This is a genomic window from Actinomadura sp. 3N508, from assembly GCF_044326375.1.
In the GTDB taxonomy this organism is placed as follows: domain Bacteria; phylum Actinomycetota; class Actinomycetes; order Streptosporangiales; family Streptosporangiaceae; genus Spirillospora.
Map to the genome: position 1 here is coordinate 189,170 of NZ_JBIRAX010000008.1, position 24,834 is coordinate 214,003.

The window sequence follows — 24,834 nt, forward strand, 5'->3', positions numbered from 1 at the left end:
CACCGCAGCGTAGACGCGCGGGCCGCCGCGGCGGGCCGTCTTCGCCGGACGGCGAGGTGTCAGGAACGTTCCCAGCGGACGGAGCTCAGCGCCAGAAGGGCGACGTGGAAGGAGACGCAGGACTCCACGTCGTCCAGGTCGGCGTCCAGGACGCGTTCGATCCGCCGAAGGCGCTCGTAGAAGGCGGGACGGGAGAGGTGGGCCTGCTGGGCGGCGACGGCCTTGTTGCGGCCCGATTCGAGATACAGCTCCAGCATCCGGGTGAGGTCGCTGCCGCGCTGGGCGTCGTACTCCAGGAGCGGGCCCAGCTCGCGCTCGACGAAGGTCTGCACGCGGGCGTCGTCGCGGAGGAGATGCAGGAGGCCGCGGAGCCGCAGGTCGGGGAGGCGGTAGAAGAGGCGCGCCCCGGCCGCGCGGGCGGCGACGTCGGCGACCTGCTCGGCCTCCAGGAACGAGCGGCGGACGTCGCGGATCGTCTCCACGACCGACCCGGCCGCCATCACGGTGTCGCCGGACTGCTTGCGGATGCGGGTCGCGACGTCGGTGAGCGCCGTCTCCACGTCGGCGCGGGCGGGCAGCGAGGCGAGGACGCCGACGCGGGCGTGCGGGCCGCCCTCGTCCAGGACGCCGACGAGCGCGGCGAGCCGGGCGTCCTTGCAGGCGGCGGCGGCCGTCTCGGCGAGCGCGGTCAGCTCCCCGATCGGCGGCGCGGACGACTTGGGGCCGCGGTGGCGGAGCACCACGCCGAGCAGCCGGCGGCCCGACAGCGGGACGCCGAGCGCCCGCGCCCGCGCGGCGGCCTCCTGCGGGTCGGAGTAGGCGTGCGCGAGGATGCGGGCGATGATCGTCCCGTGCGCCTGCCGCTCGACGCTCTCGGCGTGCCGGTCCAGGAGGCGGCCGAGGGCGAGGGTGGTGGCGGCCCGCTCGATCAGCACGGTGTCGCGGGCCGACGGCGGCGCGCCGAGGTCGATGATCAGGCGGCCCCAGTCCTCGCCGCGGGCGCCGACCATGGTGACCAGCCAGCCGGACGTCGCGTCGTAGCCGGTGCGGCGGCCCGGCCGGACGGCGCGCGAGCGCGTCTCCCACGCCGACAGCAGCTCGGACGGGTCGGCCCCGTTCGCGTCCGCCGCGAGGACCTGGTGGGCGAGGTTCTCCAGCACGACCGCGTGCCCGCCCAGCGACGCGACCTGCCGGACGACCTCGTCGGTCGACGCGCCCTCGACCGACAGCTGCGTGAAGATCTCGTGGAGCTGCTCGGACGCGCGCAGCTCGGCGAACTGGTCCTGGACGATGCGGGCGTGCACCGACTCGGTGATGTCCACGAACGCGGGCTCATGGGCCAGCACGATCACCGGCAGGCCGTGGTCTTCGGCGGCGCCGATCAGCGCGGGCGGCAGGACGGAGAGGTACCGGCGGCCCAGCTCGATCATGAGCCCGCTGACGCCGACCTCGGCGAGGTCGCTGATGTAGGCGCGGAGGCGTTCGGGCTCGTCCGGCAGCGCGATCCCGGTGGTGAGGACGAGCTCGCCGCCGTGCAGCAGGTGCGCGATGTCGGTGACCTCGGCGACGTGCACCCAGCGGACCCGGTTGCCGGTCCGGTCCGCGCCCGCGACGACGTGCGGCTGACCGCGGCGGACCGCGTCGAGCTGGAGGACGTCGTCGAGTGTGGGCAGCATCACCCGTGATCCTATCCGGACAGAATGTCAATAACGGTGATCGCACCGTTACAGCCCGTCTCGCACCAGCAGAGCGTTAACCGGACGTGGAGGGTCCTGACACTCTGCGGGTTTCCCCGCTGTGCTGGGCGAACGAGACTGGAAGCATGTCGGAACACGCGAATCTGCTCAAGCGCCACCGGGCGGTCATGCCGTCCTGGGTCGCGCTCAACTACCAGGACCCCATCGAGATCGTCGGCGGCAAGGGCAACCGCGTGACCGACGCCGAGGGGAAGGGCTACCTCGACTTCTTCACGGGGATCCTCACGAACATGCTCGGGTACGACGTGCCCGAGGTGAGGGACGCGGTGGAGCGGCAGCTCGCGACGGGCGTCGTCCACACCTCCACCTCGTATCTCCTGCGGGGGCAGGTCGAGCTGGCCGAGAAGATCGCCCGCCTGTCGGGCATCCCGGACGCGAAGGTGTTCTTCACCAACTCCGGCACGGAGGCGAACGAGACGGCGCTGCTGCTGGCCGCGTACGCGCGGCGCAGCCCGCAGGTCCTCGCGATGCGGCAGAGCTACCACGGCCGGTCGTTCGCCGCGACGGGCGTCACCGGCAACCGGGCCTGGACGAACGTGTCGTTCTCGCCGCTGGACGTCCACTTCCTGCACGGCGCCGACCGGCAGCTCCCGCAGTTCAAGGGCATGTCCGACGAGCAGTACGCCGACGCCTGCGTGCAGGATCTGCGGCACGTCCTCGCCACCGCGACCAGCGGGAACGTCGCCGCGCTGATCGCCGAGCCGATCCAGGGCGTCGGCGGGTTCACGATGCCGCCGGACGGCCTGTTCGCCGCGTACAAGAGCGTCCTGGACGAGCACGGCATCCTGCTCATCTCCGACGAGGTCCAGACCGGCTGGGGACGGACCGGCCAGAGCTTCTGGGGCATCGGCAACCACGGCGTCGTCCCGGACATGATGACCTTCGCCAAGGGTCTAGGGAACGGGTTCGCGGTCGGCGGCGTCGTCGCGCGCGGCGACCTGATGGACGGCCTGCACGCCGTCGGGATCTCCACGTTCGGCGGCAACCCGATCTCGATGGCCGCCGCGAACGCGACCCTCGACTACGTCCTGGACCACGACCTCCAGGCCAACGCCGCCAGGCAGGGCGCGACGATCATCGGCGGGCTCGTGTCGGCCGCCGGCCGGCTGCCGATCGTCAAGGACGTCCGCGGCAAGGGCCTGATGTTCGCGGTCGAGCTGGCCGACCCCGGCACCGGCGAGCCGAGCCCGCCGCTGGCCGCGGCAGTGATGGAGGCGGCCCGCGAGCGGGGGCTGCTGATCGGCAAGGGCGGCCTGTACGGCAACGTCGTGCGCATGGCCCCGCCGATGACCCTGACCGACGCCGAGGCCGCCGAGGGCCTTGGCATCCTGACCGCCGCTCTTGAGTCCGTGAACGAAGGAGCGAGCAAGTGAGCAAGCACGTCACGCACTGGATCGGCGGGAAGCCGTTCGCCGGGGAGGCGGAGCGGCGCGGCGACATCTACGAGCCCGCGTCCGGACGCCTCGCCGGGGCGGTCGACTTCGCCGCCCAGTCCGAGATCGACGCGGCCGTGGCCGCCGCGAAGGCCGCGTTCCCCGCCTGGCGGGACGCCTCGCTGTCCAAGCGCGCGAGCATCCTGTTCAGGTTCCGCGAGCTGGTGAACGAGCACCGCGGCGAGCTGGCGCGGCTGATCTCGTCCGAGCACGGCAAGGTCGTCTCGGACGCGGCCGGCGAGGTGGCCCGCGGCCTGGAGGTCGTGGAGTTCGCCTGCGGCATCCCGCACCTGCTCAAGGGCGGGTTCTCGGAGAACGTGTCCACCCGCGTGGACGCGTACTCGATCCTGCAGCCGGTCGGCGTGGCCGCCGGGATCACGCCGTTCAATTTCCCGGCGATGGTGCCGATGTGGATGTTCCCCGTCGCGATCGCCTGCGGGAACACGTTCGTGCTGAAGCCGTCGGAGAAGGACCCGTCGGCGTCGGTCCGGCTCGCCGAGCTGTGGGCCGAGGCGGGGCTGCCGGACGGGGTGTTCAACGTCCTTCACGGCGACAAGGCCGCGGTGGACGGGCTGCTGCACCACCCGGACGTCAAGGCGGTCAGCTTCGTCGGCTCCACCCCGATCGCCCGCTACATCTACTCGACCGCGGCCGCGAACGGCAAGCGGGTGCAGGCGCTCGGCGGCGCGAAGAACCACATGCTCGTGCTGCCGGACGCCGACCTGGACCTCGCCGCCGACGCGGCCGTGTCCGCCGGGTTCGGCTCCGCGGGGGAGCGGTGCATGGCGATCTCCGTGGTCGTCGCCGTCGACCCGGTCGGGGACGAGCTGATGGCCAAGATCAAGGAGCGGGTCGGCAGGCTCAAGGTCGGTCCCGGCGACAATCCCGAGTCCGAGATGGGCCCGCTGGTGACCCGGGCGCACCGCGACAAGGTCGCCTCGTACCTGGACAGCGGCGTCGCGCAGGGCGCCACGCTCGCCGTGGACGGGCGCGCCCCGGAGGTGCTCGGCGGCGCCGGGGACGGGTTCTGGCTCGGCCCGACCGTCCTCGACCACGTCACGCCGGAGATGGACGCCTACCAGGACGAGATCTTCGGCCCGGTGCTGTCGGTGGTGCGGTCCGGCTCGTACGAGGAGGCCACGGAGCTGATCTCGGCCAACCCGTACGGCAACGGCACCGCGATCTTCACCAACGACGGCGGCGCGGCGCGCCGGTTCCAGAACGAGGTGGAGGTCGGCATGGTCGGCGTCAACGTGCCGATCCCGGTGCCGATGGCTTACTACTCCTTCGGCGGCTGGAAGGACTCACTGTTCGGTGACAGTCACGCGCACGGGATGGAGGGCGTCCACTTCTATACCCGCACGAAGGCGGTCACCTCACGCTGGCTGGACCCCAGTCACGGAGGGGTGAACTTGGGCTTCCCGACCAGCGGTTAAACCCGCTCAAGCGATCAGTTCTCGTCGGTTCTTTACGTCCCGCCGCAGCGGACGAATGATGCCAACATCCATTGACGGCCTCTGTGTCGGGGGACACAATCTGACTGTCTCAATTAATGGAGACGAATTAAAAAGTCAGTGTGCAGGAGAGTCGCGCTATGGCCGCAGTCGACCACGCAGCAGAGGTGGACGCGCTCGGCAGGCGATTTCCGGGCTGGACCATTTGGTTCGGCCCCTTCACCGGCCACTGGTGGGCGCTGGCGCCGAAGGACCGCGACGTCGGCGACTTCCTGGAGGCCGATACCCCGCAACGGCTGATCGCACGGATCGAGGTGGTCGAGCGCACCGCACCGAAACGACCTGCGACCCGGCACGGCCGGTCCCGGCCGTTCCGCCGCGACCCCCGGCCCGACGTGCGACGTCCTTCGAATCTCCTCCGTCTCGAAGGCGTCACACCGTCGCCGTCCGGCCGGGTGCCGGCGATCGCGTGGCCAGGCAGCACTGCAAGGTGATCCGCTGTTCCCCAACCTCGCCACGTCCGCCGGTGCCGCCGCGGCCCCGGGAAGGGCGGCAGTCCGCGCCATATCCCTCTCCAGCAACCTCCGTGTATGGCGCGGACGCCAGCACCCGCCGTCCCCCGGGGTCGCGGCGTTTATCCATAAACAACCGGTCCGAAACTTATCGGTCTGAAACTTTCCGGCCGTAATCGGTGGCGGAATCGCGCGCCGAAGGCGACCCAATGGGACAGCATCTGCTTACCGCTCGGCGACGTGACGAGAAAGGCGCGGACTGCGGTCTTCGGCGGTCATCGACCGTTCCACCGCAATTCGGAGGGGGAGGCGCCTCACACCGGCGATGAACTCGTGCGCGGTCGCCGGAGCGGACGAGAATGGCGGTTCCGGCGAACCCGGAACGGAGCACGAAGCGCCCTTCCGGACGGGTCCGGGCATCCCCGCCGTTCCGGAGACGCTACGCTGCGCCGACGGGAGGGTCCCCGCGCGCGCGGCCGGGAGGCGGGGGTCCCGGGCAGGGATCGGGGAGCGACACATGCGGGTGAAGGCCACGAGGCGGGTGAAGGTGGGCGCGGCCGTCGCGGCGGCGCTCGCGCTGACCGCCGCCGGCCTCGGCGCGTCCGCCGGCGGTGACGACGACGCGGAGCCGGTCGGCGTCGCCCAGGTGGCGAGCACCCTCGGGCCCGGCGAGGGCATGCTGAACCTGCTCACGCTGCCCGGCGCCACCGAGAGCGGCAGCACCGACCCGCGCGTCGACTGGGTCACCCCGTTCCAGGAGCGGACCGGCTGCAAGGTCGGCCTGAAGGTCGCCAAGTCGCCGGAGGACATGGCCGGCCTCATGCGCGACCCGGGCCGCCGCTACGACGGCGTCGCCGCGCCGCCCGAGGTCGCCGGGCGGCTCATCGCCGAGAACCAGGTCGCGCCCGTCAACACCGACCTCGTGGACGGCTACAAGAAGCTGGAGCCGAAGCTGCGCGGGCAGCTCAAGCGGGACGGCAGGTACTACGGCATCCCGTACGTGTGGGGCGTCAACCTCCTCATGTACGACACCCGGGCCGTCCCGCAGCCGGGGAGCTGGGCCGCGCTGTTCGACCCCGCCCAGGCCCGCCGGAACTCCGGGAAGCTCGTCATGCGCGACAGCCCGCTGGCCATCGCCGAGGCCGCCCTCTACCTCAAGGACAAGCAGCGCAAGCTCAAGATCCGCGACCCGTACTCGCTGACGCCCAAGCAGCTCGCCGCCGCCGGGCGCGTCCTCGCCGCGCAGCGCCCGCACGTCGAGCGGTACTGGGAGCGGCCCGCCGAGGCCGTCAGCGCGTTCGCCGGCGGGCGGGCCGTCCTGGGCCAGGCGTGGCCCTACCAGGTGGACGTCCTGAACCGCGCGTCCCGGCCCGTCCAGGGCGTCATCCCGTCCGAGGGCGTGACCGGCTGGATGGACGCCTGGATGATCGGCGCGCGGGTGCAGCACCCGAACTGCATGTACCAGTGGCTGCAGTGGACCGCGTCGCCCGATGTCCAGCAGCAGGTGGCCGAGTGGACCGGGGTCGCGCCGGCCAACCCACAGGCCTGCTCGGGCGACCGCCTCAAGCCGGGGTTCTGCGCCGCCTACCACGTCGGCGACCGTGACTACCTCGACGACATCGCGTTCGCGCACGCCCCGTCGAAGACATGCGGCAGGTCGGAGAAGTCCGAGAAGTCGGAGTCGGAGAAGGACGGCTGCACCGACTACGCCGAGTGGACGAAGACGTGGATCACGTCCACGAAGCTCTAGCCGCCCAGGGCTAGGCGAAGGGCTAGGGCGGGGCCGGAAAGGTCTCTCCGGCGCGCCCGGCCGCCCCCAGCCGGACGCGCCTGCGGGGTGGTCCCGGACTTCCCCCCGAACGTCCGGGTCACCCTTCTCCCTGGAGAGACCTCCTCGACGACGGCGCCGTCATGCGGAAGGGGCCGTCGTCATCGCCGGCGGCCGCTCTCCGGCCGGCCGTCCGGCATGCGTGCGCGACTCCCGCGAGCCCCGCCGTGCGCGGGGTACCGGCGGGGCGGGTGCGCAGTCGTCGCACGCGAACACCCCGGTCGAATCCGGCAGGCGGCCGACGCGGACGCGCGGCCGGGGCCACTTCTTGCGGCAGACGACGCACGCGTCGCCCAGGCGCTGGGCTGTGGTCAGCCCACCCGGGTCCACGGTCGGCTCGTCCGTCTGGCCCATGTCCCCATCCCCTTGGCGGGAGTCGACGTCACGTAACCCCTTTATAGGCCGGGAAGGGTGTTGTCACCCTTGGCGCAGGTGAAAAGGGCGGCAAAGCCTCACCTGTCGCCCGGCGGGCCCTCTGGCCAGGGCCTATGCGAACCGGAGCAGCCTGGTCGCGGACGGCGCGTGCGGCCGGGCCGGGATGGCACACAATGGACCGGTGATGTCTCCGTCAAACCCCGACGCGCCCGCCCGCGAGCTGGTCGTGCTCGGCTCCACCGGTTCGATCGGCACCCAGGCCCTGGACGTCGTCCGCCGCAACCCCGGCAGGTTCCGCGTGGCGGGGCTCGCCGCCGGCGGCGGGCGGGTCGGGCTGCTGGCCGAGCAGGCGCTGGAGTTCCGGCCCGAGATCGTCGCGGTCGCCAAGGCGTCCGCCGCGCAGGAGCTGCAGCTCGCCTTCTACGCCGAGGCCAAGCGGCGCGGGTACGCCTCGGGCGACTACCCCATCCCCAAGATCGTCGCCGGGCCGGACGCCGTCGCGGAGACCGCGGCGTGGCCGTGCGACGTGGTGCTGAACGGGGTGACCGGCGCGCTCGGCCTCGCCTCCACGCTCGCCGCGCTGGACGCCGGCCGGACGCTCGCGCTCGCCAACAAGGAGTCGCTCATCGTCGGCGGCCCGCTCGTCAAGGGGCGGGCGCGGCCGGGGCAGATCGTCCCCGTCGACTCCGAGCACTCGGCGCTCGCCCAGTGCCTGCGCGGCGGCCGGGCCGCGGAGGTGCGGCGGCTCGTGCTGACCGCGAGCGGCGGCCCGTTCCGCGGCCGGAGCCGCGCCGAGCTGACCGCCGTCACGCCCGAGGAGGCCCTGAACCACCCGACCTGGGACATGGGTCCCGTGGTCACGATCAACTCCGCGACGCTCGTCAACAAGGGCCTGGAGGTCATCGAGGCGCACCTGCTGTTCGACGTCCCGATGGACCGGATCGAGGTCATGGTGCACCCGCAGTCGGTGATCCACTCGATGGTGGAGTTCACCGACGGCTCCACGCTGGCGCAGGCGAGCCCGCCGGACATGCGGCTGCCGATCGCGCTCGGCATCGACTGGCCGGACCGCGTCCCGGACGCCGCGCCCGGCCTCGACTGGACGAAGGCGCACACCTGGGAGCTGTTCCCGCTCGACGACGAGGCGTTCCCTGCCGTGGCCCTCGCCCGGCGGGCCGGTGAGCTGGGCGGGACGTTCCCCGCCGTTTACAACGCCGCGAACGAGGAATGTGTGGACGCGTTCCGCGCGGGACGCCTCCCGTTCCTCGGGATCGTCGACACGATCGCGCGGGTCGTGGACGAGCACGCGACGGAGGAAGGGGAGACCCCGGGCACGGCCGGGGAGCTGACGCTGGACGGCGTCCTCGCCGCCGACCGATGGGCGCGGACCAGGACCCGGGAACTGACCGGAACCGACTGAGACCCGGAGGCCCGCCTCGCCCGCCTCCGGACGAGCCCGAGGAGACCCGATGGCCTTCCTGCTCGGCGCGGTGGCGTTCGTCGTCGCGCTGCTGCTGTCGGTGATGCTCCACGAGGGCGGCCACCTGCTGCCCGCCAAGCGGTTCGGGATGAAGGCCACGCAGTACTTCGTGGGTTTCGGGCCGACCCTGTGGTCGACGCGCCGGGGCGAGACGGAGTACGGCGTGAAGGCGATCCCGCTCGGCGGCTTCGTCAAGATCGTCGGGTACACGCCGCTGGAGGAGATCGATCCGGCGGACCGCCCGCGCGCGTTCTACCGGCAGCCCGCCGGGCGCCGCGCGATCGTGATCGTGTCGGGCGTCGTCGTCAACTTCGTGTTCGCGTTCCTGCTGCTCATGGTGATGGGGATGACGGTCGGGGTGCCCCAGTCCGGCACCGTGACCAGCACGGTCGACGAGGTGACGCCGTGCGTGCCCGCCGGGCAGCGGGCGGCGTGCGAGGAGGGCCGGCCGCGCTCGCCCGCCGCCGCGGCGGGGCTGCGCGCGGGCGACCGGGTCGTCTCGTTCAACGGCACGCCCGTCGCGGACTGGGACGGGCTCACCAGGGCCATCGACAAGGCCGAACCCGGCCAGACGGCGCGGCTTGTGGTGCGGCGGCCGGGCGTCCCGCAGCCGATGACGCTGCCGGTCACGCTCGCGGACGTGGACGGGCAGCCGTTCGTCGGCATGTCCGCGAAGGTCGTCGGCGGCGGCTACGACCGGGCGGGCCCGATCGGCGCGACGGCGTTCGCCGGGCGCGCGCTCGGCCGGACCGTGGCGGGCATCGGCGAGGTCGCGGTGGACCTGCCGTCGGCCGTCCCGAGGCTGTTCTCGCCCGAGCGGGAGAGCTCGCCCGGCGGCCAGGTCGGCAGCGTGGTCGGCGCGACGGACGTGTCCGGCCAGATCTTCGCCTCGGACACGAGCTCCACCCGCGACAAGATCGCGCTGTTCCTGTCGCTGGTCGTGTCGGTGAACATCTTCCTCGGGGCGCTGAACGTCCTGCCGCTGCTCCCGCTGGACGGCGGGCATCTCGCGGTGGTCGGCTACGAGCGGGTCCGTGCGGCCGTCAACCGCAAGCGCGGGCGGCCCGATCCGGGCACGGTCGACATGACCCGGCTGCTGCCGCTGACCTATCTCGCCGTGCTGCTGCTCGTGGGGCTCGGGGTGCTGCTGATCCTCGCAGACGTGTTCAATCCGCTGAAGCTACCGGAATGACACAAAATGTTTACCTAGAGTAGTTGAACGGTCACACCTGTGGATGCCGGGCGGCGTCCCCTCGGCCGCCCATGGCGCTTAGGCTTTGTATCGGGGCCGCGAGTCAGAGGAGAGGGATGAGCGTTTCACTGGGAATGCCGGGCGTCCGAGGCGAGGACGGCGGGCCGCCGCCGGGGCTGAGCACGCCGCGCCGCGCGTCCCGGAAGATCATGGTCGGGAGCGTTCCGGTCGGAGGCGATGCCCCGATTTCGGTGCAGTCGATGACCACCACCCTCACCGCCGACGTGAACGCGACGCTGCAGCAGATCGCCGAGCTGACCGCGTCCGGGTGCCAGATCGTCCGGGTGGCGGTGCCGTCGCAGGACGACGCCGACGCGCTGCCCGCGATCGCGAAGAAGTCGCCGATCCCGGTCATCGCCGACATCCACTTCCAGCCCAAGTACGTGTTCGCCGCGATCGACGCGGGCTGCGCCGCCGTCCGGGTGAACCCCGGCAACATCAAGAAGTTCGACGACAGGATCGGCGAGATCGCCCGCGCGGCCACCGACGCGGGCGTCCCGATCCGGATCGGGGTGAACGCCGGCTCGCTCGACAAGCGGCTGCTGGAGAAGCACGGCAAGGCCACCCCAGAGGCGCTGGTCGAGTCGGCGCTGTGGGAGTGCTCGCTGTTCGAGGAGCACGGCTTCCGCGACATCAAGATCTCGGTCAAGCACAACGACCCGGTCGTGATGATCGACGCGTACCGGCGGCTCGCCGCCGCCTGCGACTACCCGCTGCACCTCGGCGTGACCGAGGCGGGCCCGGCGTTCCAGGGCACGATCAAGTCGGCGGTGGCGTTCGGGGCGCTGCTCGCGGAGGGGATCGGCGACACGATCCGGGTGTCGCTGTCGGCGCCTCCGGTCGAGGAGGTCAAGGTCGGCCAGGCGATCCTGGAGTCGCTCGGGCTGCGCAAGCGCGGGCTGGAGATCGTGTCGTGCCCGTCGTGCGGGCGGGCGCAGGTCGACGTGTACACGCTCGCCGAGCAGGTGACCGCCGGGCTGAAGGGCTTCCCCGTCCCGCTGCGCGTCGCGGTGATGGGCTGCGTGGTGAACGGCCCAGGCGAGGCCCGCGAGGCCGACCTCGGCGTCGCGTCCGGCAACGGCAAGGGGCAGATCTTCGTCAAGGGCGAGGTCGTCAAGACCGTGCCGGAGTCGCAGATCGTGGAGACGCTGATCGAGGAGGCGATGCGCATCGCCGACGAGATGGGCATCGAGATCGCCGAGGACGGCTCGGTGTCGGGCCCCGGCGCCGACGTCATCGTCTCCTGACGCGCCTCGGACGCACCTGAACCAAATCGACCGAGCGAACGGCGAGAGCCCCGGGCGGAAACCCGGGGCTCTCGCCGTTCTGCGTGAGGTCTCGGTGACGGTCCGGATCGGGAACGTTCTCGCTGATCACGAAGTTCCGTTGATCTTGTCACGATTCCGCATCCACTCGTGATGGGGCCTGTCCGGCCGCCGTCCGGGACGCCACAATCTTCACTCATTTACCCGTTTGTCCGACTCAACCGGAGTCGGCATGTTAGGGGGATTTGTGAAGAGGATCGTTGTCGTGGCCGCGGTGGCCGGCCTCGGTCTCACCGGTCTGGGCGCCACAAGCGCGCAGGCCGAGAGCCCCTCCGCCGGATCGGCAGGAGGCTACAACCCCGCCTCGCTCGACTGGCACGCCTGCCCGGCGGACTTCGTCAAGACGGTGCACGACCTCTACGACGTCATCTACCCGGTCTCCAAGATCGTGCAGTGCGCCGAGCTGTCGGTTCCGCTGGACTACGCCAAGCCGTACGGCAAGAAGATCACGCTGCAGCTCACCAAGACGCCGCACACCGGCAAGGGCCCGGCCAAGGGCGACATCGTCGTCAACCCGGGTGGTCCCGGCGGCGGCGGCGCGCTGTTCGGGCCGCGCGTGTTCGCGCAGAACTCCGCCCCGATGCGCGAGGCCTACAACGTGATCGGGTTCGACCCGCGCGGCGTCGGCATGAGCGTCCCGGCGCTCACCTGCGACCCGAACTACGGCCACGCCCCGCGTCCCGACTACGGCACCGGCGACCGCGAGTCCGTCCGTACGTGGCTGAAGCTCACCAAGGCCTACGCCGAGAGCTGCGCGAAGAACGACAAGATCGGCCTGCTGAACCACATCAAGACCATCGACTCGGTCCACGACGTGGAGTCGATCCGTCGCGCGCTGGGCAATGACAAGCTCGACTGGTACGGCGCGTCCTACGGCACCTACCTCGGTTCCGCGTACGCGACCGTGTACCCGAAGAACGTCGACAAGATGGTGCTGGACGGCAACGTCGGCCCGTCCGACGTCTGGTACGACGCCAACCTCAACCAGGACGTCCAGTTCGACAAGAACTTCGAGTACTACCTCGGCTGGATCGCCAAGTACGACTCGACGTACAAGCTGGGCAAGAAGCAGCGCGAGGTGCGCGACTTCTTCTACGACCTGCGCGCCAAGCTGAAGAAGAACCCGGTCCGCTACACCGACCCCGACAGCGGCCAGACCCTCGCCGTCGGGCCGGACGAGCTGACCGACGGCATCCTCAACGCCGGATACCGGCGCAGCCAGGCCGTCTGGCACGGGTACGCGGCCGGGCTGGCGGCCTACAAGGCCGGCGACACCGCCACGTTCGCGCTGACCTACGGCGGGCCGACGAGCGGGGGCGTCCCGGACAACGGCAACGCCGTCTACCTCGCCGTGCAATGCACCGACGTCCAGTGGCCGCTGAGCTGGAAGAAGTGGCAGCGCGACAACGACCGGATCAACCGCAGGCACCCGTTCGAGACGTGGGCCAACGCCTGGTTCAACGCGCCCTGCCTGTTCTGGGGCGCCAAGGCCGGCGAGCCGGTCGACATCGGCCGCACCCGCGACCTGCCGGAGAACATCCTGATGTTCCAGTCGACCCACGACGCGGCCACGCCGTACGCGGGCTCGCTGGACATGCAGCGCAGGCTCAAGGGCTCGCGCCTGGTCGTCCAGGACGGCGACCGCACGCACTGCATCGTCCACCGCGGCTCCGCCGAGGTGGACGCCTACTTCGACGCCTACTTCCTGCGGGGAGAGCGTCCGAAGGAGCGGACGGTGCACGTCCCGCAGCTGGGTGACCCGACCCCGCCGGCGCAGGCGTCCGCCAAGACGTTCGCCGGCGCCGGGTCGCTGACGGCCGCGCGCCTGAAGGCGGACATCATCCGCTGACACGACCGGGAAGGCCGGGAAATCAGACGGCCGACCGTTAGTGAGGGCCCCGGGGGAGCGATCCCCCGGGGCCTTCGCACGCTGGGCGGACGGGCACGGGAACGGTCCGCAACATCACGAAGTTCCGCTGATCTTGTCACGATTCCGCATCCACTCGGACCGGGCCCTGCCGTCATAACCGACATACCCGTCAGAATCTCCACGCAGTTCGCATCCGCTATGCATCGGCGTGCCTCCCCCCACCCGCGTCCGGCCCCCCTCGGCCACCCGCGTCCGGGCTCCCGGAGCCGCCGATCTGAGGGGGACAGGTGAAAAGGATCCTTCTCGTCACGGCCGCTGCGGCCGTGGCGGTCGGCGGCACCGGCGCCGCCGTCTCCGTGGCCGCCGACACCGGGAGGCCGAGCGCCGCCACGGTCGCGGCCACCGGCAGCATCGACTGGGGGAAGTGCGCGGTCTCCGGCCCGGACGACCCGATGAACAAGGCGCAGTGCGCCGAGGTCGAGGTCCCCCTGGACCACGACCGGCCCTACGGCCGCAAGATCTCCATCGCGGTGTCGCGGTTCAAGCACACCGACGAGAAGAACTACCAGGGCGCCCTGTTCATCAACCCGGGCGGCCCCGGTGGCTCCGGGCTCGCGTACGCGCCCGCGCTCGCCAGCTGGATCGGCGGCACCGGGCACGCCGACGTCGCCGCCAAGTACGACATCATCGGCTTCGACCCCCGCGGCGTCGGGTCCAGCAAGCCCGCGCTGAGCTGTGACCCGCACTTCTCCGACCCGATCCGGCCGGACTACGTCCCCGGCTCGTGGAAGGAGGAGCAGGTCTGGATCGCCAAGTCGAAGAAGTACGCCGACGACTGCGCGAAGAAGTTCGGCTGGCTGCTGCCGCACATGCGCACCACCGACGCCGCGCGCGACGTCGACGCGATCCGCGCCGCGCTCGGCCAGAAGAAGATCAACTGGTACGGCTTCTCCTACGGCACGTACCTGGGCGCCACCTACGCCACGCTGTTCCCGGGCCGCGTGAACCGCTTCGTGATGGACGGCAACGTCAACCCGAAGACGGTCTGGTACGACGCCCAGCTCGAACAGGACAAGGCGTTCGAGCGCAACATGAAGTCCTGGTGGGCCTGGATCGCCAAGTGGGACTCGGTCTACCACCTCGGCACGACGGGCAAGGCCGTCGAGGCCAAGTACTACGAGGTCCGCGCCGCGGCGAAGAAGTCCCCGATCGGCGGCAAGATCGGCCCGGACGAGCTGGACGACATCGTCCTGTCCGCCGGCTACAACACGGGCTTCTACATCCCGTTCGCGCAGATCTTGTCCATGTGGGTCAACGACGACGACCCGTCGGGCCTGCTCGACTGGCTCAACCCGGGCGGTGACGACAACGGCTTCGCCGTGTACAACGCCGTCCAGGCCGCCGACGCCAAGTGGCCGCGCAACTGGAACAAGTGGCACAACGACGCCGTGAAGCTCTACAAGCAGGGCTACCGGTTCAACACGTGGAGCAACGTCTGGTTCAACGCCCCGATCGCGTTCTGGCCGTTCAACGGCGGGCCGGAGCTCAGGCTGAAGGGCGACAAGCGCCTGCCGGGCATGCTGCTCGTCCAGTCCACGCAGGACGGCGCGACGCCGGTCGAGGGCGGGCTGGAGATGCACAAGGTCTTCCCGTCCTCGCGGCTGGTGTTCGAGCTCGGCGGCAAGACGCACTCCAACACCCTCAACGGCAACGCGTGCCTCGACGACAAGGTCGCCGCGTACCTCGACACGGGTGCGCTGCCGGGGAGCCGCCGCGGCCCGGACGCCTACTGCAAGGCCGTCCCGGAGCTGAACGACCCGGACCCGACGGCGATGCGGACCAAGGCCGCCGGACCCACCGCGGGCAAGGACCTCCCGGTCGGACGCCCGTGACACGCTGACCCGCTGAGCCGAAGCACGCCGGATCGTGGCGTGCCCCCGGTCTCGCACCGGCGGGCACGCCACGATTCGTTTCGGGACGCCGTTCGGCGCGACACGTCCCCCTTCGGTCAGGAATCGCGCGATACCGGAGTTCGTGCTGCCCACGGCATCCCTCCGATAGAAAACCGGGGTGCTGAACGACGCTGGAACGAGGGCCGCCGCCGGGACGGCCGCCGCCGCGCTCACGCTCGGGATCGCGGCGCTGGGAGCACCCGCCGCGGCGAGCGCCGGGCCCGCCCCAGGGCCCGCCGCGCTCTCCGAGCTCGCCGGGCTCGCCGGGCTCGTCGCGCCCGCCGGGCTCGCCTGGAGGCCCTGCCCCGCCGACGACCCGGTGGAGGGCAACCGCCTCAGGGGCCTGCAGTGCGCGTCCCTCCGCGTGCCGCTCGACCACGCCCGCCCGCGCGGCGAGCAGATCACGCTCGAACTCACCCGCGCGCGGCACACCGCGTCCCGGTCCCAGGGCGCGGTGCTGCTGAACAGGGGCGGGCCCGGCGCGCACGGACGCGACATGCCGGCCCTCTTCAAGAGGGCGCTGCCCAAGAAGGTCGCCGCGTCCTACGACTGGATCGGGTTCGACGCGCGCGGCGTCGGCGCCAGCAAGCCGTCGCTGACCTGCGACCCGAGCTACCAGAACCCGGGACGCGCGCGTCCCGACACCATCCCCGCGAACGAGCGGGAGGAGCGCGCCTGGACGGCACGCGCCAAGGCGTACGCCGACGACTGCGCGAAGAAGTACCGGAAGGTCCTCCCGCACATGGGCACGGCCAACTGGGCCCGCGACATGGACGAGATCCGCAAGGCTCTCAAGCAGGAGAAGCTCAACTACGTCGGCTACTCCTACGGCACCTACCTGGGCGCGGTGTACGCGACGATGTTCCCCGGACGGGTCCGCCGCATGGTGCTCGACAGCGTCGTCCGCCCGAGCGGGGTCTGGTACCAGAACAACCTCGACCAGAACGTCGCGTTCGAGAAGCGGATCCGCGCGTACTTCGCCTGGATCGCCCGCCACCACAAGACCTACAAGCTCGGCAGGTCCGAGCGGCAGGTGTCCGCCGCGTACGCCAAGGTGCGGGCCAGGCTCAAGGCAAAGCCCCTCGGCGGGAAGGTCGGGCCGTCCGAGCTGGACGACATCTTCCTCGCCGACGGCTACGCCGACTACAGCTGGGCCGCGCACGCGAAGGCACTGTCCGCGTACGCCGTCAAGGGCGATGCGCGCCCGCTGCGCAAGGCGTTCCAGCCGCCCGGGCGGCTCGACCAGAACAACTACGCGGTCTACAACGCCGTCCAGTGCCGCGACGCGTCCTGGCCGCGCGACTGGGCCCGCTGGCACGCCGACAGCGAGCGCCTCTACCGCGCCGGCTACCGCTTCGAGACCTGGGGCAACACCTGGTACAACGCGCCGTGCGCCTTCTGGCCGGTGACCGGCGGCGAGCCGCCGCGCGTGCAGGGCACGGGGTCGCTGCCGCCGATCCTGCTCGTCCACGCCACCGAGGACGCCGCCACCCCGTACGAGGGCGCGCTGGAGACGCACCGCAGGTTCCCCACGTCCAGGCTGCTCGTGCAGACCCGGGGCCACAACCACGGCGTGGCGCTCTCAGGCGACCCGTGCGTGGACCGGGCCGTCGTCGCCTACCTCGGTGGCGGGCGGGTGCCCGCGAGCCGGGTCGGGCCGGACGCGGAGTGCACGGCCCGGCCCGCGCCCAAGCCCGCCAAGGCCAAGAAGCCGGGCCGCGCGGAGCGCGCCGCCTCGCCCCCGCTGACCCGGCCGCTCCGCTGAGCGGACGCCTCCGCGGGCCCGGGATGAAGCGTTCTCCGAGCCTGCGGAGGTGCGCGGACGCCGGACGGCATAGGCTTGGCACGTGGTGCTTTCAGTGGTGAGGGCCGAACGCCGCGGAGGCCGGTAGCCGTGCGCATGCTGGGTTCGATCCCGGTGCGCGTGCTGGACGACCGGCACCGGGCGGAGGCCCTCGCGATCCTGGACGCCGACCCGGTGTCCAACGTGTTCGTCAGCTCGCGCGTGCACGCCGCGGGGCTCGACCCGCGCCGCCTCGGCGCGCAGATGTGGGGCTACCTGCGGGACGGGCGCCTCGTCTCGCTGTGCTATTCCGGGGCCAACCTCATCCCGGTCGCGGCGGGCCCGGAGGCCGTCCGCGCGTTCGCCGAGCGGGCCCAGGCGCAGGGACGCCGCTGCTCGTCGATCGTCGGGCCCGTCGGCCCGGTCGGGGAGCTGTGGGAGATCCTCGCGCCCTACTGGGGGCCGCCGCGGGCCGTCCGCGCCGAGCAGCCGGTGATGGCGACCTCCACCGTTCCGGACGTGCCGGCCGACCCGCGCGTCCGGCGAGTCCGGATGGCGGAGTTCGACATCGTCTACCCGGCCTGCGTGGCAATGTTCACCGAAGAGGTCGGCATCTCGCCCGACTCCGGCGACGGCGGGGTGCTCTACCGCGCCCGCGTCGCCGAGCTGATCCGCGACGGCCGCGCGTTCGCCCGCATCGAGGACGGGCGCGTCGTGTTCAAGGCCGAGATCGGCGCCGTCACCCCGCGGGCCTGCCAGGTGCAGGGCGTGTGGGTGCCGCCCGATCTGCGCGGGCAGGGCCGCGCGGCCGCCGGGATGGCCGCCGTCGTGGGGGAGGCGCTGCAGAGCGTCGCGCCGACGGTGTCGCTCTACGTGAACGACTACAACACGCGGGCCCGCGCCGTGTACCGGAGGGTCGGTTTCACCGAGCACGGCTCGTTCATGTCGATCCTGTTTTGAACCCGTCCGTCTTCGCCAACCGACTTGTCATTGCCTGCCTGGTATGTCCTGATCTATGAATCGGGCTTCCGGGACGGGTACCATCCGGCCGTGGAATTCGCCGGGGCGTTACGGCAGGCCATCCAGGCCAGCGGTCTCACCCTGGAACGAATACGGCACCGGCTCGGGCGGCGCGGACTCACCGTCAGCGTGGCCACGCTGAGCTACTGGCAGCGCGGCCGGAGCCGTCCCCGGTCCCGTACCGTGGTCGTCGCGCTGGAAGAGATCCTGCAGGTCCCGCCGGGGACGCTGACCGAGTTGCTGGACGATCCCGCGCCCACCGCGACCCCCGTCCGCGGCGGCCTGACGGCCGGTGCGCCGGGGCCCGGCGAGCGCGGCCGGCCGGTCCGGGACCTGTGGCCCGACCCCGAGCAGTACGCGAGCCTCATCGGCCAGCTGGACCGCTCGGGAGACCACCGGCTCGAACGGCTGAGCATCCACGACGTCTTCCGGCTGGACGAGGTCCACCGCTCCTGGACGCTGTCGGTGCGCACCGTCCTGCGGGCGGCGGGCGACGACATCGACCGGGTGGTGTGCGTTCACCAGACGAGCGTCGTCCAGCAGCCGGGCAACAGCGGCGTCGCCGCGGGCGGCGCCGGCTTCGCCACGGGCAACGCCGGAGGCGCGGAGGCCGTGGGCAACGGCGAGCTGGCCGGGCTCACGGGGAACCCCGGGAACCCGGGAGGCTCCGGCAACCCCGGTCTCTCCGGGAACGGCGGCGGCAACGTCGCCGACCACGAGCCGGACGGCGCCGCCGGCCTCGACTCCGGCCCCGCCGCCACCGGGACGGCCGGTCTCGCCGAGGTGCGGTACTGCCGTCCCGGGCGCATCCGCGCCGAAGGCGGGCTGGTGGCGTTCGAGCTCGTCTTCGACCGCGTTCTATCGGCCGGTGACACGGCCGTCGTCGAATACGAGCTCGGGCCCATCGAGGAGCCCGCCTACGACAGCTACGACCGGCGGTTCTCCCATCCCGTCCACGACTACGTCGCGATCATCCAGTTCGACGGTGAGCGGCTCCCGGCGCGCTGCTACGGCTTCACCGCCGAGAGCTCCCAGTCGCCGCGCCAGCGGCTCGGTGAACTGTGGATCGGCACGTCCGGCAGCGCGAACATCGCGGTCGGCGCCGTTCGACGCGGCATCGTCGGTATTGAATGGGAGTGGCATTGATCCAGCGTGCCGAGTTCGACCCTGTGAACGTGTCCGCGAAATACATGACCGGGGGGCCATACGGAGCTAGACTCCATGAACCCCGCGTTTCGATCGGGTGTACTCCCCGGGCTCAGGCCGGGGGAGCGACGTCAAAAGTTGCCTGTTGGCATGGCGCCACCGGGGGCTTACAGTGAGCGCTGAAGTTGCAATTGCAGTTGTCAAGGCCGTTGTGCGGGGGCCGGCCGGAGAAGATCCGGAGGCCGAACAGTGCAGAGTGTCGCAGAAGACGATCTACTACAGGTCTTGCAGTACGGGCCGTTCAATGTCGCCCTGCACGCGGCGATCCAGGCCCGCGGGCTCAGCCTCGACTCGCTGCGCCGCCGCCTGGACGAGCAGGGCATCGCGGTCAGCCTGTCGACGCTGAGCTACTGGCAGCGTGGCCGGACCCGGCCCGAGCGCGCCGACTCGATGCGCGCCGTCCGCGGTCTCGAGGTCATCCTCGAACTGCCGCGCCATTCCCTGTTGACCCTGTTGAAGCCGACCGCCGAACGCGCCACCGGGCCGTGGCTGCCGGTGGAGGAGCTGTGTCCCGAGCCCGGCGTCCGCGATCTGCTCGACGAGATCGGCGACCGCGGCGAGCGGCAGCTCACCGGGCTCAGCATGCACGACCAGTACCTCATCGGCCGGCGCCGCGAGCTGCACGAGGTGCGCGTCCGGGCGGTGTTCCAGGCGCAGCAGCGGGGCGTCGACCGCTGGATCGCCGTCTACCACCATCCACAGGGCGTTCTACCGACGTCCAGAACGGTCCGCGGCTGCCGGTTCGGCCGCGTCCGGATGGACGAGGGCAGCGGCCTCATCGCCGCCGAGCTGCTGTTCGACCGGGCCCTCGGCCGCGGCGAGACCTACCTGCTGGAGTACGGCTTCGGGTTCGACGAGGCCAGCCCGCCCGCCAACGAGGAGGGCCGCGGGTTCCGCGCCCCGCAGCACGAGTACCTGATCGAGATCAGGTTCCACCCGTCCGCGCTCCCCGCCCGCTGCTATCGCACCTGGCGTCCGGACGGCCACACCGCGTTGAAGGATTCGGCTGACCTGCGGTTGTCCAGTTACCACAGCGTCCATTTCATCGAGTTCGGGATGGCCGCCGGTTATCACGGCATCCGCTGGGAGTGGGATTGACGCTTGTTCGCATCCCGGCCGGGTTCACACCCGGCCGGCTCGTTTTCGAGCCAGCCGGGTGCGCATTCGGTTCAGCGTCATTTAACAAGCAGGTTCAACAGCCGATCCAGTTCGGCTTCGGGGTTTTCGGTCAGGCCCGCGTGAACGGGGCCCGGCTGCACAATTGTGCTGCGCGGGGCGGTCAGCCACCGGAACCGAGTGCCGGGCGGTTCATTGGCCGCCTGGCCCGCGCGCTCGCCGCCGCCGCAGACCGCGTCCACCGCCCTGAGCGCGGCGCGGACGCCCTCGACGTTCAGCAGCGGGTCCAGGGCGAGCAGGCGCTGCTCGTCCAGATGGGCGCGGCAGCCGAGGTAGTCGCGGGCGCGGCAGTACACCACCACGCCGACGTTCATCGCCTCGCCGCGCTCGACGCGCGGGACGATCCGCAGCGTCGCGTACTCGAAGATCGCGGGCTCGGCCGCCGTCCTGAGGTTGGTCATCGGGCGCCGCCCTGCCGGCCGGCGGTCTCCAGGTCGGGCAGCCAGTCGCGCGGCTTGGCGGCGCGCGGCAGCAGGATGTCGACGTAGGCGTCGCGCAGTTCCTGCGGTCCGGCGAAACCGGGCTCGCCGTCCAGCCAGCGGTCGGGCACCAGCCCGGTCACCTCGCGCAGCAGCTTCTCCGTGATCTTCGGGGCGAGGTCGGCCTCGGCGGCCTCCAGGCGGGTCGCGTACGGGGTGAGGACGTGGTCGTCCACGTCGTACGGGCCGGAGAACAGCCGGGTCGCGTTCGTCCAGGCGTGGTGGAAGATGAGCGTCGCGCCGTGGTCGATCAGCCACACGTCGCCGTGCCAGACCAGCATGTTCGGGTTCCGCCAGCTCCTGTCCACATTCCCGGTGAACGCGTCGAACCACAGCACGCGGGACGCGAAGTCGGGGTCGGGGCGCCAGCCGAGCGGGTCGAACCCGAGCGACCCGGGCAGGAAGTCGACGCCGAGGTTCCAGCCGGGGCTGGCCTTCAGCAGGTCCTGCACGTCGGGGTCGGGTTCGTGCCGTCCGATCGCGGGGTCGAGGTCGATGAGCACCTGGTCGGGCACCCGGAAGCCGAGCCGGCGGGCCAGCTCACCGGTGATCACCTCGGCGATCAGCGCCTTGCGGCCCTGCCCGGCACCGTGGAACTTCATGACGTAGGTGCCGAGGTCGTCGGCCTCGACGACGCCCGGTAGCGACCCGCCCTCGCGCAGCGGCGTCACGTAGCGGATGGCTGTCACATGTGGCAACACATCGCAACGCTATCGGGTGAACGCGCTCGGGATAATCGAAACCATGGGCGTTGAACTGCTCGATCTGTCGGTGCCGATCGCGACCGGGATGCCGGTGTATCCGGGCGATCCGGAGGTGACGGCCGTCCCGGCGCTGACGGTCGCCGAATCCGGGGTGAACGTCCTGCGGCTGCACATGGGTTCACAATCCGGAACGCATGTGGACGCCCCCTTCCACATCGACGACTCCCTGCCGCGCCTGGACGAGCTCCCCCTGAGCCGCTTCACCGGCCCGGCGGTGGTGATGGACGCCCGCGGCCTGCCGCCACGGACGCCCATCGGCCCGGAGCTGCTGCCCAGCGGCCTAGCCCCGGGGGTCGTGCTGCTCATCGCGACGGGCTGGTCGGCGCACTGGGGCGGCGACGACTACCTCGCCCACCCGTATCCGTCCGTCGAGACGGCGGAGGCGATCGTCGCGGCCGGTGTCCGGACGGTCGCCATCGACGCCTTGAGCGTCGACCGGACGCCGCCCCCGGCCTCTGAGGACTTCTCCCTGGCGGCCCATCGCGTCCTGTGCGGGGCCGGTGCGGTGATCGGCGAGAACCTCACCGGGCTCGGCCGCGTCCTCGACGCCCAGAACGCGGGCTGCGCGATCGAGGTGTCACTGTTCCCGATCGCTCTGGCGGGCGCGGACGGCGCCCCGGTCCGCGCCGTGGCCCGCGTAGACGACCACGCCGTCCTCGTCTAGGCAGTGGCCGAGCCCTCCACGCGGCGGCTGTCACGGTTTGGCTCGGGTGTTCCTCGCCGCCGCCGTCCGCCCCATACTGGTGGCCGGGCGACTGAGGGGCGGGGCGCGGTGCGGGTGACGTGGGCGACGGATCAGGGCAGCGCCGAGCGGGGGAACGAGGACTTCGTCGCGGCGGCGTCCGGGGCGGTGGTGGTGCTCGACGGGTGCGGGCTGGCGCTCGGCACCGACCTCGGATGCGCCCACGGCACCGCCTGGTACGCGCGGTCGCTCGGCACGCGGCTGCTCGCGCGGATGCTGGACGGCATCGGGCCGCCCGGCGGCCCGTCCGGCGGTCCGCCCGCGGGTCCGCCGGTCGGCCCGCCCGAGGGCGCGCACACGCCGGGGACGCGGCCGCTGGTCGCGCGCCTCGCCGGGGCGATCGCCGACGTGGCCGCCTCCCACCGCGCGACCTGCGATCTGCGCATGCCGACGACCCCGGCCGCGACCGTCCTGGCCCTGCGCCTGCGGGGCGACGTGGTCGACTACCTGGTGCTGGCGGACTCGACCGTCCTGCTGGACGGTGTGCACGGCGTCCAGGAGATCACGGGCGGCGACCACTACGCCGCCGCCGACCCGGCCGCGGCCGAGGCGGCGATCACGGGCACCGTGCCGGTCGCCGACCTGCACCGCGTGATCCTGATGACCGACGGCGCGACCCGGCTCGCGGCCCGCTTCGGCGCCGCCGACTGGGCCGGTCTCGCCGCGCTGGCCGTCGATCCCGGCCCCACCGGGCTGATCGAGCGGACCCGCGAGATCGAGCGCACCGACCCCACGGCCGTCAAGTGGCCGCGAGGGAAGGTCCACGACGACGCGACCGTGGCCGTCTGCTCCTTCCCGCCGTAGCCCCTACCTAGCATCTGCTTGGTTGCCCGTTAGGGTGGCCGTGCAGGGCGACGGGAGGAGGCCGTGCGATGCGGCTGGGAATCACGATGTTCGCGACCGACCTGACCATGGAGCCGCACGAGCTGGCCAGGGCGGCCGAGGAGCGCGGGTTCGCGTCCCTCTACGTCCCCGAGCACACCCACATCCCGGTGTCCCGCGCCACGCCGCCGCCGACCGGGGACACGAGCCTGCCCGCGGAGTACGCGCGGACGCTCGATCCGCTCGTCGCCCTCGCCGCGGCGGCCGCCGTCACCGAGCGGATCACGCTCGGCACCGGCATCCTGCTGCCCGCGCAGCGCGACCCGATCGTCACCGCCAAGGCCGTCGCCACGCTCGACCGGCTCGCAGGCGGACGGTTCGCGCTCGGCATCGGCTACGGCTGGAACGCCGAGGAGGCCGCCGACCACGGCGTGCCGTGGCAGCGGCGGCGCGCGATGGTCCGCGAGCACGTCCTGGCCATGCGCGCCCTGTGGACGGACGACGAGGCGTCCTTCAAGGGCGAGTTCGTGGACTTCGAGGCGAGCTGGTCGTGGCCGAAGCCGCTCGGGCGGGTGCCCGTGCTGCTCGGCGGCGCGCCGGGCCCCACGCTGTTCGCGCACATCGCCGAGTACGGCGACGGATGGCTGCCCATCGGCGGCTCCGGCGTCCGCGCGGCGCTGCCCGACCTGCGCCGGGCCTGCGAGCGGGCGGGGCGGGCGATGGTGCCCGTGATCCCGTTCGGGACGGAGCCCACCCCGCAGAAGCTCGGCTACTACGCCACGCTCGGTATCGAGGAGGTCGTGCTGCGCCTGCCGTCCGCCGGGCGCGACACCGTCCTGCCGCTGCTGGACGAGTACGCCCGCACCTACCTGTAAGGCCGTCGCGCCTCGGCCGCGCCGCCCGCCGGGGTCACCGGATCATCCGGAAGCAGAAGAAGGTCGGGAACTTGAAGTACTGGCCCTTCCCCGACTTTATTGCGCCCAGGATGATGAACACGAACTGCCCGAACGCCGCTTCCAGGTACGGGGGGATGAGCATGACCAGGAACACGGGGTTCTCGAACGCGATCGCGAGCGGCGCGCAGATCACCGCGACCGCGAGCAGATGGATCAGCATGGTGATCTGGTAGTTCAGCGCCTGCGCCGCGTGGAAGCGGACGAACGGATCGATGTTCTTCTTCACGAAGTAGATGATCATCGGCGCGAGGAAGCCGATCAGCACTATCCCGACATAGGAGAAGATCGCCCAGGTCGTCTCCTGCGGAGGCTGCTGCGGCATGCCGGGCGGGACGCCCGGAGGCCCATAGCCCCAGCGAGGGTCGTAGTGGCCCCCCGGCGGCGGCTGGTCATGGGGCGGCGCCCCGCCGGGCGGCGGCTGGTCGTACGGCGGCGCCCCGGGCGGCGGCTGGTCGTAGGGCGTTGCTCCCGGAGCCTGCCCGTACGCGCCCTGATACGGCGGCGGCTGATCGGGCGGGAGATCATCGGGAGGCGGCGGCGCTTTGTCCGTCACTGGTCCTACCTTCGTTCCTTGACAGGGGCAACCTGGAGATAGCTGCGGGAATCTATTTAAACGGGGATCTCGGCCGCGGGTGCACTACGGTCACC

20 protein-coding genes are annotated in these 24,834 nt (G+C 71.7%); 16 read left to right on the forward strand and 4 right to left on the reverse strand.

The genetic code is table 11. From position 1 onward, the window contains the following. Positions 1-59: 59 nt before the first annotated feature. The gene (locus tag ACH34S_RS27355; RefSeq protein WP_395955667.1) at positions 60-1,676 is read right to left on the reverse strand and encodes a PucR family transcriptional regulator; all 1,617 of its coding nucleotides are present in this window, start codon (positions 1,674-1,676) and stop codon (positions 60-62) included. A 146-nt stretch (positions 1,677-1,822) separates the two neighbouring features. Between ACH34S_RS27355 and ACH34S_RS27360 the strand changes: the two genes are divergently transcribed. The 13 genes from ACH34S_RS27360 to ACH34S_RS27420 all read left to right on the forward strand — a co-directional run bounded on the left by ACH34S_RS27360 (position 1,823) and on the right by ACH34S_RS27420 (position 20,345). Beyond that, positions 1,823-3,130, forward strand: a complete 1,308-nt coding sequence (locus ACH34S_RS27360) for an aspartate aminotransferase family protein (RefSeq protein WP_395955668.1) — start codon at positions 1,823-1,825, stop codon at positions 3,128-3,130. Beyond that, entirely contained in the window at positions 3,127-4,626 is a 1,500-nt protein-coding gene (locus ACH34S_RS27365; RefSeq protein WP_395955669.1) for a CoA-acylating methylmalonate-semialdehyde dehydrogenase, read from the forward strand. The genes ACH34S_RS27360 and ACH34S_RS27365 overlap by 4 nt, the downstream gene beginning before the upstream one ends. 158 nt (positions 4,627-4,784) lie before the next feature. Then, the gene (locus tag ACH34S_RS27370; RefSeq protein ID WP_395955670.1) at positions 4,785-5,138 is read left to right on the forward strand and encodes a hypothetical protein; all 354 of its coding nucleotides are present in this window, start codon (positions 4,785-4,787) and stop codon (positions 5,136-5,138) included. 535 nt (positions 5,139-5,673) lie between these two features. Then, positions 5,674-6,906 carry an ABC transporter substrate-binding protein gene (locus tag ACH34S_RS27375; RefSeq protein ID WP_395955671.1) on the forward strand — a complete coding sequence of 411 codons (1,233 nt, stop codon included), beginning with the start codon at positions 5,674-5,676 and terminating at the stop codon, positions 6,904-6,906. A 637-nt stretch (positions 6,907-7,543) separates the two neighbouring features. Further along, positions 7,544-8,779, forward strand: coding sequence for a 1-deoxy-D-xylulose-5-phosphate reductoisomerase (gene dxr, locus ACH34S_RS27380; protein WP_395955875.1), 1,236 nt, complete (start codon positions 7,544-7,546; stop codon positions 8,777-8,779). Positions 8,780-8,828: 49 nt separating this feature from the next. After that, entirely contained in the window at positions 8,829-10,031 is a 1,203-nt protein-coding gene (locus ACH34S_RS27385) for a M50 family metallopeptidase (RefSeq protein WP_395955672.1), read from the forward strand. A 116-nt stretch (positions 10,032-10,147) separates the two neighbouring features. After that, a complete protein-coding gene (gene ispG, locus ACH34S_RS27390; protein ID WP_395955673.1) occupies positions 10,148-11,338 on the forward strand; it encodes a flavodoxin-dependent (E)-4-hydroxy-3-methylbut-2-enyl-diphosphate synthase in 1,191 nt (396 codons plus the stop codon). Between the two features lie 265 nt (positions 11,339-11,603). Then, positions 11,604-13,265, forward strand: a complete 1,662-nt coding sequence (locus ACH34S_RS27395; protein WP_395955674.1) for an alpha/beta fold hydrolase — start codon at positions 11,604-11,606, stop codon at positions 13,263-13,265. 308 nt (positions 13,266-13,573) lie between these two features. Next, positions 13,574-15,178, forward strand: a complete 1,605-nt coding sequence (locus ACH34S_RS27400) for an alpha/beta hydrolase (RefSeq protein ID WP_395955675.1) — start codon at positions 13,574-13,576, stop codon at positions 15,176-15,178. A gap of 178 nt (positions 15,179-15,356) precedes the next feature. Continuing rightward, complete coding sequence (locus tag ACH34S_RS27405; protein WP_395955676.1) at positions 15,357-17,003, forward strand: alpha/beta hydrolase; 1,647 nt, start codon at positions 15,357-15,359, stop codon at positions 17,001-17,003. A gap of 135 nt (positions 17,004-17,138) precedes the next feature. Further along, complete coding sequence (locus ACH34S_RS27410) at positions 17,139-17,981, forward strand: GNAT family N-acetyltransferase (RefSeq protein ID WP_395955876.1); 843 nt, start codon at positions 17,139-17,141, stop codon at positions 17,979-17,981. A gap of 90 nt (positions 17,982-18,071) precedes the next feature. Further along, entirely contained in the window at positions 18,072-19,187 is a 1,116-nt protein-coding gene (locus ACH34S_RS27415; protein ID WP_395955677.1) for a helix-turn-helix domain-containing protein, read from the forward strand. 249 nt (positions 19,188-19,436) lie between these two features. Beyond that, positions 19,437-20,345 carry a hypothetical protein gene (locus tag ACH34S_RS27420; protein ID WP_132178611.1) on the forward strand — a complete coding sequence of 303 codons (909 nt, stop codon included), beginning with the start codon at positions 19,437-19,439 and terminating at the stop codon, positions 20,343-20,345. A gap of 77 nt (positions 20,346-20,422) precedes the next feature. Here the strand turns inward: ACH34S_RS27420 and ACH34S_RS27425 are convergent, their stop codons facing one another. Then, on the reverse strand, positions 20,423-20,824 hold the full coding sequence (locus tag ACH34S_RS27425) for a DUF3037 domain-containing protein (protein ID WP_395955678.1): 402 nt from the start codon (positions 20,822-20,824) through the stop codon (positions 20,423-20,425). Next, positions 20,821-21,600 carry a HipA family kinase gene (locus ACH34S_RS27430; protein WP_395955877.1) on the reverse strand — a complete coding sequence of 260 codons (780 nt, stop codon included), beginning with the start codon at positions 21,598-21,600 and terminating at the stop codon, positions 20,821-20,823. Before ACH34S_RS27430 ends, ACH34S_RS27425 begins: the two co-directional genes overlap by 4 nt. A gap of 46 nt (positions 21,601-21,646) precedes the next feature. Between ACH34S_RS27430 and ACH34S_RS27435 the strand changes: the two genes are divergently transcribed. The 3 genes from ACH34S_RS27435 (at position 21,647) to ACH34S_RS27445 (ending at position 24,105) form a co-directional block, all read left to right on the forward strand. After that, entirely contained in the window at positions 21,647-22,330 is a 684-nt protein-coding gene (locus ACH34S_RS27435; RefSeq protein ID WP_395955679.1) for a cyclase family protein, read from the forward strand. A 108-nt stretch (positions 22,331-22,438) separates the two neighbouring features. Next, positions 22,439-23,212, forward strand: coding sequence for a hypothetical protein (locus ACH34S_RS27440; protein WP_395955680.1), 774 nt, complete (start codon positions 22,439-22,441; stop codon positions 23,210-23,212). A 68-nt stretch (positions 23,213-23,280) separates the two neighbouring features. After that, on the forward strand, positions 23,281-24,105 hold the full coding sequence (locus tag ACH34S_RS27445) for a TIGR03619 family F420-dependent LLM class oxidoreductase (RefSeq protein WP_395955681.1): 825 nt from the start codon (positions 23,281-23,283) through the stop codon (positions 24,103-24,105). 34 nt (positions 24,106-24,139) lie between these two features. Here the strand turns inward: ACH34S_RS27445 and ACH34S_RS27450 are convergent, their stop codons facing one another. Continuing rightward, complete coding sequence (locus tag ACH34S_RS27450) at positions 24,140-24,739, reverse strand: DUF4870 domain-containing protein (protein ID WP_395955682.1); 600 nt, start codon at positions 24,737-24,739, stop codon at positions 24,140-24,142. Positions 24,740-24,834 lie beyond the last annotated feature (95 nt).

Bases quoted from the DNA above. Each gene is read 5' to 3' on its own strand.
- ACH34S_RS27410 (WP_395955876.1), top strand. From the start codon at position 17,139: ATGCTGGGTTCGATCCCGGTGCGCGTGCTGGACGACCGGCACCGGGCG.
- ACH34S_RS27360 (WP_395955668.1), top strand. From the start codon at position 1,823: ATGTCGGAACACGCGAATCTGCTCAAGCGCCACCGGGCGGTCATGCCG.
- ACH34S_RS27445 (WP_395955681.1), top strand. From the start codon at position 23,281: ATGCGGCTGGGAATCACGATGTTCGCGACCGACCTGACCATGGAGCCG.
- ispG (WP_395955673.1), top strand. From the start codon at position 10,148: ATGAGCGTTTCACTGGGAATGCCGGGCGTCCGAGGCGAGGACGGCGGG.
- ACH34S_RS27425 (WP_395955678.1), bottom strand. From the start codon at position 20,824: ATGACCAACCTCAGGACGGCGGCCGAGCCCGCGATCTTCGAGTACGCG.
- dxr (WP_395955875.1), top strand. From the start codon at position 7,544: ATGTCTCCGTCAAACCCCGACGCGCCCGCCCGCGAGCTGGTCGTGCTC.
- ACH34S_RS27385 (WP_395955672.1), top strand. From the start codon at position 8,829: ATGGCCTTCCTGCTCGGCGCGGTGGCGTTCGTCGTCGCGCTGCTGCTG.
- ACH34S_RS27355 (WP_395955667.1), bottom strand. From the start codon at position 1,676: ATGCTGCCCACACTCGACGACGTCCTCCAGCTCGACGCGGTCCGCCGC.
- ACH34S_RS27435 (WP_395955679.1), top strand. From the start codon at position 21,647: ATGGGCGTTGAACTGCTCGATCTGTCGGTGCCGATCGCGACCGGGATG.
- ACH34S_RS27370 (WP_395955670.1), top strand. From the start codon at position 4,785: ATGGCCGCAGTCGACCACGCAGCAGAGGTGGACGCGCTCGGCAGGCGA.
- ACH34S_RS27375 (WP_395955671.1), top strand. From the start codon at position 5,674: ATGCGGGTGAAGGCCACGAGGCGGGTGAAGGTGGGCGCGGCCGTCGCG.